This is a genomic window from Nitrospirota bacterium (genome assembly GCA_040756155.1).
In the GTDB taxonomy this organism is placed as follows: Bacteria; Nitrospirota; Thermodesulfovibrionia; order JACRGW01; family JBFLZU01; genus JBFLZU01.
Map to the genome: position 1 here is coordinate 6604 of JBFLZU010000057.1, position 8861 is coordinate 15464.

The 8861-nt window shown below is 41.1% G+C and carries 10 protein-coding genes and 1 pseudogene; 7 read left to right on the forward strand and 4 right to left on the reverse strand.

The features are described 5' to 3' along the window. The 4 genes from AB1488_05780 to alaC form a co-directional block, all read right to left on the reverse strand. Positions 1–563 (reverse strand): ThiF family adenylyltransferase (locus AB1488_05780; protein ID MEW6409607.1); only part of this gene is annotated, 563 nt, incomplete at its 3' end. Then, positions 563–808, reverse strand: a complete 246-nt coding sequence (locus AB1488_05785) for a sulfurtransferase TusA family protein (GenBank protein ID MEW6409608.1) — start codon at positions 806–808, stop codon at positions 563–565. The genes AB1488_05780 and AB1488_05785, both read right to left, overlap by 1 nt. 103 nt (positions 809–911) lie before the next feature. After that, positions 912–2213 (reverse strand): homoserine dehydrogenase, encoded by a 1302-nt coding sequence (locus AB1488_05790; GenBank protein ID MEW6409609.1) that lies wholly within the window; start codon positions 2211–2213, stop codon positions 912–914. Beyond that, entirely contained in the window at positions 2210–3391 is a 1182-nt protein-coding gene (gene alaC / locus AB1488_05795; GenBank protein ID MEW6409610.1) for an alanine transaminase, read from the reverse strand. Before alaC ends, AB1488_05790 begins: the two co-directional genes overlap by 4 nt. Before the next feature lie 345 nt (positions 3392–3736). Between alaC and AB1488_05800 the strand changes: the two genes are divergently transcribed. From AB1488_05800 to queA, 7 genes and pseudogenes are all read left to right on the forward strand, one after another. After that, positions 3737–4489, forward strand: coding sequence for a YebC/PmpR family DNA-binding transcriptional regulator (locus AB1488_05800; GenBank protein MEW6409611.1), 753 nt, complete (start codon positions 3737–3739; stop codon positions 4487–4489). Between the two features lie 43 nt (positions 4490–4532). Then, positions 4533–5051, forward strand: a complete 519-nt coding sequence (gene ruvC / locus AB1488_05805) for a crossover junction endodeoxyribonuclease RuvC (protein MEW6409612.1) — start codon at positions 4533–4535, stop codon at positions 5049–5051. Continuing rightward, positions 4994–5650 (forward strand): Holliday junction branch migration protein RuvA, encoded by a 657-nt coding sequence (ruvA, locus tag AB1488_05810; protein MEW6409613.1) that lies wholly within the window; start codon positions 4994–4996, stop codon positions 5648–5650. Before ruvC ends, ruvA begins: the two co-directional genes overlap by 58 nt. Before the next feature lie 69 nt (positions 5651–5719). Further along, positions 5720–6697 (forward strand): annotated as a pseudogene (gene ruvB, locus AB1488_05815) (Holliday junction branch migration DNA helicase RuvB). 101 nt (positions 6698–6798) lie between these two features. After that, positions 6799–7371, forward strand: a complete 573-nt coding sequence (locus AB1488_05820) for an epoxyqueuosine reductase QueH (protein MEW6409614.1) — start codon at positions 6799–6801, stop codon at positions 7369–7371. After that, entirely contained in the window at positions 7350–7574 is a 225-nt protein-coding gene (locus tag AB1488_05825) for a DUF2905 domain-containing protein (GenBank protein ID MEW6409615.1), read from the forward strand. The genes AB1488_05820 and AB1488_05825 overlap by 22 nt, the downstream gene beginning before the upstream one ends. A 5-nt stretch (positions 7575–7579) precedes the next feature. Then, complete coding sequence (gene queA, locus AB1488_05830) at positions 7580–8659, forward strand: tRNA preQ1(34) S-adenosylmethionine ribosyltransferase-isomerase QueA (GenBank protein MEW6409616.1); 1080 nt, start codon at positions 7580–7582, stop codon at positions 8657–8659. Positions 8660–8861 lie beyond the last annotated feature (202 nt).

Here is an 8861-nt window from a genome sequence, read left to right on the forward strand (position 1 = left end):
CAGCTCGGGACCAATCCAGGGGGTGGTGGTGTCTCAAACAGACATCTATAACAGGGACCTTCTCCTGGAATTATTGTAGTCACCTGCCCTTCAAACCTGAGTATAGCACCACTCACAAGTGGTTTTCCCATCATTACACATGCATCATTAACAAGGTATCTTGTAGGGAAATTGTCGCTTCCATCAATAATTATATCATATTCCTTAATAATATTCATTATATTATTTGAGTTAAGTCTTTCTTTATAAATGAAAATATTAACATCAGGATTTAACCCTTGGAATGTCTCTTTTGCAGATTCAGCCTTTGACATGCCAACCCTTTCAGTTGAATGGGCTATTTGCCTCTGAAGGTTGCTCAGCTCTATTGTATCCGTGTCTACAATGCCGAGTCTACCGACACCTGCTGCAGAAAGATAATAGCCAGCAGGGCAACCAAGACCCCCTGCACCTACGAGAAAGATGCTTGCCTCCCTGATTTTCTTCTGACCTTTTCCACCAACCTCTGAGAGGATTATATGCCTGCTATATCTCTGTATCTCCTCATCCGTAAAATCAAACATCAATCCACCTCCTTGCGGACAATAATCCTCCAGTCCGTCTCATTTATCTTTTCTACTTTAAGGACCTTCTGTCCTGCCATCTCTAAGGAGCTTGGCACATTCCGAGCAGCCTCAGGATAATCGAGTATAATCTCCAGAACATCTCCGATATTCATATCCTCCACAGCAAGTTTTGATTTTACAAAGGTATACGGACATACATCGCCTTTTATGTTTATTCTCTTATCTATCTTCATCCCTTCCATATGCTCCTCCATACTTCTCATCCATCAAAGGTGTTTTCTACCCCCTCCCCCTGATAAAACAGTCATTTCTTATTAACTCTGAACTCCCTACTCCTAACTGTTTTTATTCTCCACCCTCAACCCTGATGAAAACAGTCTTTTCGGCAACAACCGGTAGTCTATCAAGCTCCTCGATTGCAGCCCTCATATTCTGTTCTTTCGCCTCATGGGTCATCATCACAACAGGAACAGCCTCTCCTTCCTTTCTCCCCTTCTGCAGAACTGATGAGATACTGATATTATTGGACCCGAGAACACCAGAGATTTTGGATAATACCCCAGGTCTATCGAGTGCTGAAAACCTGAGATAGTAGCGTGAAATTACCCCTTCCATTTTTCTTACCCTGAGCGTGTTCCGTCTATCCCATAGAAATGAGGTTGCAGGGACACGACCACTCACACCATTTATAATTCCTCTACTGATTTCTATTATATCGCTCACCACAGCACTTCCTGTTGGCATCTCACCCGCCCCCTGTCCATAAAAGAGTGTAGAGCCAACAGCATCGCCAACCACATATATAGCGTTGTATACGCCATCAACCTTAGATATAAGATATTCTCTTGGTAGCATTGTTGGATGTACCCGCACCTCGACCTCGCCATTCACCATCTTTGCGATTGCAAGGAGTTTTATCGTATAACCAAACTCCTCTGCAAACCTGATGTCAACAGGTGCTAAATTGCTTATCCCCTCGATATACGCATCATCAAATCTCAGGGGGGTGCCAAAAGCCATAGATGCAAGAATAATAAGTTTGTGTGCAGAATCAATACCTTCTATATCCAGCGTCGGATCAGTCTCTGCATAACCTGACCTCTGTGCCTCCTTCAATGCCTCTTTAAAACTTATTCCCTCTGCTGTCATCCTTGTAAGTATATAATTACATGTTCCATTTATTATGCCATAGATAGATTGTATGTTATCAGCAGAAAGTCCCTCCCTTAACATCCTTAAGATAGGTATCCCCCCACCTACACTACCTTCAAAACGAATATCCACACCCATTTTCTCTGCCTCGTTAAATATTTCTTCTCCATATACTGCGAGAAGTGCCTTATTTGCAGTAACCACATGCTTTCTCTTTTTAATAGCTTTTATTATGAATTCTTTTGCCGGATTGTATCCCCCTATAAGCTCAACGATTATATCGATACTGTCATCCTCTATGACTCTACCTGCATCCCTGATAAGTATCTCTTTATCCAGTGTAACTCCTCTGTCTCGCTCTATATCGATATCAGCAATCATCTTGACTAAAACAGGAACTCCAAGCCTTCTTTCTATTACATCAGCGTTTTTCTTTAATAGCTTCACCACACCAGTCCCAATCGTCCCGAATCCTATTATTCCAACATTTATCATCCGAAATTCTCCAGCACACGCTTTATCCCCCTTACAGCCTGTCTTATTCTGTGTTCGTTTTCAACGAGGGCAAAACGCACATATTCATCTCCGCCTTCACCGAATCCTATACCTGGAGAAACAGCAACCTTAGCCTCTGTAAGTAGTAATTTTGAAAACTCAAGTGAGCCCATCTTTTTGAAGCCGTCAGGAATCTCTGCCCAGACAAACATGGTTGCCTTCGGTTTTTCTATATACCACCCTGCCTTGTTGAGACCATCTACAAGCACATTCCGTCTTTTTTTATAGGTATTGACGATATCTGTGACACATTCCTGAGAACTGTTTAATGCAACTATGCTCGCTATCTGTATCGGTTGAAACATACCATAATCTAAATAACTCTTTATATTTATAAGTGCACCAACGAGGTCTTTATTGCCGACGCAGAAACCTACTCTCCATCCAGCCATGCTGTAACTCTTTGTCATAGAAAAGAATTCAACGCCTACATCTTTTGCCCCTTTTACCTCAAGAAAGCTCGGTGCCCTGTATCCGTCAAAGACAAGGTCTGCATATGCAAGGTCGTTAATAACCATAATATTGTGCTCTTTTGCAAAATCGACCACTTTTTCAAAGAAATCTCGATCAACCACCATCGTCGTCGGATTATGAGGAAAATTTATTATCAACATCTTTGGTCTTGGCCATATCTGTTTGAATGCAGATAGCATCTCTGAGAAAAAGTCTGTATCTCTTCTCATGGGGACACTCCTCACCTCAGCACCTGCTATTATTGCAGAATACGGATGTATCGGGTATGCAGGTGTTGGTGTCAGCACTACATCTCCAGGACCAAGTGTAGCAAGCACAAGATGTGAAAGCCCTTCCTTAGAACCTATTGTAACAACTGCCTCTGTTTCAGGATCTAACTCTACTCCATACCTCCTTTTATACCAATCACATATAGCCCATCTGAGTTTTGTAATACCCTTTGAGGCAGAATAGCGATGATTCTTCGGGTTATAGGCAGCCTCAACTAATTTATCAACGATATGCGGTGGTGTCCCCATATCAGGATTCCCCATACCGAGATCGATGATATCTTCCCCTCTTCGCCGTGCCTCAATCTTCATGGCATTCACAATACCAAATACATAAGGTGGGAGTCTTTTTATTCTCTCGAATTCAAACCTCATATTCTTTCCCCTGTTATTTTATTCAGATGTTGCAAGCACTTATGTATCGAATATAAAATAGTGAGGTTTCCTTTGTCAAATAAAATCCTTATTCTGGTGAGTTGTCCTAAAAGCTTGCATTAGAAATGGCGAGTCAGTACTTATTCTCTTTTCTTAACTGTAATGCCGGCTAAAGGAACCTATAAGGAAAACTCTTTGTTTGTATCATGGGGATGCCTTTCCCAACCTTAAGATTAAAGGTTTTTCAATTACCTCGATTATATTAAAACCCTTATGAATGTCAAGGGTTTTCAGGCTCTAAATAAAACATTGACAATAAATATGGATAAACCATAATATTAAAATATGTCAGGACATTCAAAATGGGCGCAGACAAAACATAAAAAGGCTGCAGTTGATGCAAAGAGGGGAAAGTTATTTACAAGGCTCACAAAGGAATTGGCAGTTGCAGCAAGGCTTGGTGGAGGCGATCCGCAGGGAAATCCACGATTGAGGATAGCGATTGAAAAGGCAAAAGAGGCAAATATGCCCTTAGAGAATATAAAGAGGGCTATACAGAGAGGGACAGGAGAACTACCTGGCGTATCATATGAAGAAGCAATATATGAAGGATACGGACCTGGTGGCATTGCAGTATTGATAGAGGCAATGACAGATAATAAAAATAGAACTATATCAGAAATCAGGCATTTATTCAGCAAATACGGAGGAAATATAGGGGAGGCAGGCTGCGTATCATGGATGTTTGAGAAAAAAGGGTATATCCTCATTGATAAAAAGAGTGTGGCAGAGGAGACATTGATGTCTCTTATACTCGAGGCAGGTGCAGAAGATATGAAGACAGACGACGAAGATAACTTCGAGATTATCACTGCACCTTACGAAATGGAGAAGGTAAAATCCTACCTGACGGAGCAAAAAATAAATATCTCACTTGCCGAGGTAACAATGGTTCCTAAGAGTTATGTGAAACTTGATGGAAAAGAAGCGGAACAGATGGCACGACTCATGGATGTCTTAGAAGACCATGACGATATCCATAATGTATACGCAAATTTTGATATCCCTGATGAGGCAATCGCAAAGGTGGGAAGATAATGAATCCCGTTAGACCCGGGGTGAAAAAAGGGAGTCTAATGGGATGAAAGTATTGGGTATAGACCCGGGAAGCATTACATGTGGATTCGGAATCATTGAGGACTCTGAACTTGATTCAGGGGGGCAGAATCTTTTGCATATCGCTTCAGGAAGTATAGAGACATCTCGTCTCAACTTGTTCTCAGAACGCATAAAAGAAGTATTCGATTCTATCTCAAACATCATTGAAAAATATAATCCTGATGAAATGGCTATTGAGAGTCTCTTTTTTTCAAAGAATGTAAAAGCCGCCTTAAGGCTCGGAGAAATAAGGGGTGCAACCATCCTTGCAGCAGTAAATGCAGGAATACCTGTATTTGAGTATACACCCCTTGAGATAAAGAAGTCTGTTGTCGGTTATGGTTCTGCGGCAAAACACCAGATACAGTATATGATAGGAGAGATACTTCACCTCAGAGAATCCTCCTGCAATGAAGACGCTGCAGATGCCTTAGCATTGGCGATATGCCACATCAACAATCGAAAATCGAAGATCGAAAATCGAAGATCGAAAAAGTTATGATCGCTACCATAAGGGGAAATCTGCTATTCAAATCGCCAAACTCCATCATAGTAGATGTAGGTGGGGTCGGCTATCAGATATTTATTCCTCTCTCAACATTCTACAGGCTACCGGATAAGGGAGAAAAGATCGTTATTAATACATACACTCACATGACAGATGACTCTATAAGGCTTTATGGGTTTCTTGAATCTGAGGAAAAAGATATATTCCTTTCACTTATCGGTGTATCTGGTATTGGGCCTAAACTTGCACTCTGCATACTTTCAGGTATTCCTCCTAATGATCTTGTTAGCGCAATAAAAAGCCGTGATATTGTTAGATTACATTCGATCCCCGGAATTGGCAGGAAAACCGCAGAAAGACTTGTCCTTGAATTAAGAGACAAACTCATAAAACGAGGGACGAGGAACGAGGAACGAGAGACGAGGGCTGGAGACAGCCATTATGACGATGCCCTCTCAGCATTGATAAATCTTGGCTACAGAAAGGACTCTGCAGAAAAGGCACTCAGGACTGCCCTTTCACAGTTAAATAATGCATCTTCTGTAGAAGAGGTAATAAAGGAATCACTCAAGGTGCTTCTTAAGGTAAAATGAACAATGAACAATTAATAATTGATAATTGTTAATTGATAATCGTTAATTGTTGCTGGGTATGTGATGGCTCTGAAGAGATTGATAACACCTGAGACAAAAGAAGAAGACATAAAGATTGAACTTACGCTCAGGCCCAGAAACTTTTCTGAGTTTGTAGGACAGAATCGTATAAAGGAAAACCTTAAGGTATTTATTGAGGCAGCTCGTCAGCGGGGAGACGCCCTTGACCATGTCCTCCTCTGTGGTCCTCCAGGTCTTGGAAAGACAACACTCGCCTACATCATAGCACACGAACTAAATGTAGGGATAAAAACAACATCTGGTCCTGTAATAGAAAGACCTGGTGATCTTGCAGCCATTTTAACCAACCTCAGTGATAGAGACATACTGTTTATCGATGAAATACACAGACTCAGTCGTATTGTAGAGGAAATCCTTTATCCCGCAATGGAAGATTATCAGCTTGATATAATAATCGGTCAGGGACCGAGCGCAAGAACACTGAAACTGAACCTCCCCAAATTTACACTCATAGGTGCGACAACACGCACAGGTCTTCTTACCTCTCCCCTAAGGGACAGATTCGGTGTCATAAACAGGATTAATTTATATAATCCGGAAGAGTTGATGAAGATAATCCTGCGATCGGCTAACATACTCGGTGTGGTGATTACCGAAGAAGGCGCATGGGAGATAGCAAGAAGGTCAAGAGGAACCCCTCGTGTCGGAAACAGACTCCTCAGGAGAATCAGGGATTTTGCACAGGTAAAGGCAAATGGCGAGATAGACATAAATGTCGCAAAAGATGCACTTTCCTCTCTTGAGATAGACGAAAAAGGGTTTGATGAGATGGACAGGAGACTTCTTCTGACAATCATAGAGAAATTCGATGGAGGTCCTGTAGGTATTGAGACACTGTCGGCATCAATAAGTGAAGAGAAGGACACCATAGAAGATGTATATGAACCCTTCTTACTTCAGGAAGGTTTTATTGAACGAACATCAAGAGGAAGAGTTGCTACAAGGCTTGCATTCGAACATTTCGGGATTCCGTTTATTCCAAGAGGCACACGGCAGACAGTGACAGATAGAGATAGAGAGGAACAACCACCAATAGGTCCTGAGAATGCTCAGGATCAGGAAAAACTATGGTAAAAATATTATTACATGTATGCTGTGCAAATTGTGCCATCTATCCAGTGAAACGGCTTAGAGAGAATAATTTCGATGTATCTGGATTCTGGTATAATCCAAATATCCACCCATGTATCGAACATCTTCTCAGGTTTAATTCGACAGTCAGTTTTGCAAACTCTCAAGGGCTAAAACTCATTCACAAAGATACATACGAGCCAGAAAACCATCTCAGAATGAGTATACAATCAAAAGAAGAGAGGTGTTATGGCTGTTACAGGCTAAGATTATATGCAACAGCAGAGACAGCGGTAGAAAATCATCTGGAGGCATTTACCACCACCCTGCTTTTCAGCAAGTATCAGAATTTCGATAGTATTGTGGGTATTGGTTATGAGGCTTCTGAAAGGTATGGTATAAAGTTTCTCGCAGAAGACTTCAGAAAAGGATGGGATGAAGGTAGAAGACTCTCTTTAGAAATGGGATTTTACAGGCAGAAATACTGTGGATGTGTATTCAGCCGGAAAGAAATAAAAAAGAATAATAAAGATGGTGTTGGAGGTAAATGCCTGATATTAGTGGTTTAGGGAAGATACTGGTCATCATAGGAATGGTAATCGTAGCAATTGGGGTGTTTTTTATCCTCTTTAACAAAATCCCATGGTTCGGAAAACTCCCTGGTGACATTATTGTCCAGAAGAAGAACTTCACCTTTTATTTTCCTATAACCACGAGTATAATTATCAGTGTAATAATCACTTTGCTACTCTGGATTTTTTTAAGGAGATGAGTTTAATGAGACTTTCTGATTTTGATTATATTCTCCCAAAGGAGTTAATCGCACAATACCCCTCCCCTGTGCGTGATATGTCAAGACTTATGGTGCTAAACAGGGCTGATGGTAGTATCGAACACAGACTGTTTAAAGATATTACAGATTATCTGAAAAGTGGAGATGTGCTTGTTATAAATGAGACGAAGGTACTTCCAGCGAGATTAAATGGATATAGAGATAGAACAGGAGGTCGCGTCGAATTGTTGCTGATAAATTCGGGGTCGCAAAAAATTGAAAATTTTTGGGGTGCGCATGAAGTAGAACGCCATCGATGGAATGTCTTGATCGATAGAAAAACTACCAAGGGAGAGACCATCATCTTCGGAGATGGAAAACTCAGAGGAAGGATCATACATAAAGATGGAAAAACTGATGGTTCTGGAGCTGGCAGAAAGATAGAGTTTTCAGGGAATGGTAATGTAAGACAGATACTTGCAGAGATAGGAGTACCACCTCTTCCACCCTACATAAAGAGAACACCTACAGAGATCGATAGAGAAAGGTATCAGACCGTGTATGCAAAGAATGACGGCTCACTTGCCGCCCCTACAGCAGGTTTACACTTTACAGATGAACTTATAAATGACCTTAAATCCTATGGAATAGAAATTGTATCCATAACGCTCCATATCGGCACAGGGACATTTACACCTGTCAGGGCAGACGATATCCGTAAACATAAAATGAATGAAGAATATTTTGAAATATCTGAGAAAACCGCAAAAATTATAAATAATGCAAAGAAGGATGGTAGAAGGATTATTGCTGTTGGCACAACAGTCACGAGGGCACTCGAAAGTGCTGCTCAAAAAACAGGGTATCTTCGGGCTACAAAAGGGTTTACATCTCTGTTCATCTATCCAGGGTATCCTTTTAAGATTATAGATGGGCTTATTACAAATTTTCATTTGCCCGGCTCAACACTTATAATGTTGGTGAGTGCATTTGCGGGAAGAGAGAATATACTCGAGGCTTACGCTGAGGCTGTTAGGATGCAATACAGATTTTACAGTTACGGCGATGCGATGTTGATATTATGAATTATAGGGTATGTCCTCAAAAACAATGTCATTCCTGTCCCGTATCAAGTACGGGATAAACTCCAGCAGGAATCCAGTAAAATAAAAGCACTGGATTCCCGTTTTCACGGGAATGACGAAACAAGTGGATTCCATTTGCCCTTGATTCTGAACCTATTCGGAGATGCCTCCCATAAAAACCCTTGAAATCCTGAGTGGTTTG

Coding starts and splice junctions, on each gene's coding strand:
- AB1488_05785 (MEW6409608.1), bottom strand. CDS start 808: ATGGAAGGGATGAAGATAGATAAGAGAATAAACATAAAAGGCGATGTA.
- AB1488_05790 (MEW6409609.1), bottom strand. CDS start 2,213: ATGATAAATGTTGGAATAATAGGATTCGGGACGATTGGGACTGGTGTG.
- alaC (MEW6409610.1), bottom strand. CDS start 3,391: ATGAGGTTTGAATTCGAGAGAATAAAAAGACTCCCACCTTATGTATTT.
- AB1488_05800 (MEW6409611.1), top strand. CDS start 3,737: ATGTCAGGACATTCAAAATGGGCGCAGACAAAACATAAAAAGGCTGCA.
- ruvC (MEW6409612.1), top strand. CDS start 4,533: ATGAAAGTATTGGGTATAGACCCGGGAAGCATTACATGTGGATTCGGA.
- ruvA (MEW6409613.1), top strand. CDS start 4,994: ATGCCACATCAACAATCGAAAATCGAAGATCGAAAATCGAAGATCGAA.
- AB1488_05820 (MEW6409614.1), top strand. CDS start 6,799: ATGGTAAAAATATTATTACATGTATGCTGTGCAAATTGTGCCATCTAT.
- AB1488_05825 (MEW6409615.1), top strand. CDS start 7,350: ATGCCTGATATTAGTGGTTTAGGGAAGATACTGGTCATCATAGGAATG.
- queA (MEW6409616.1), top strand. CDS start 7,580: ATGAGACTTTCTGATTTTGATTATATTCTCCCAAAGGAGTTAATCGCA.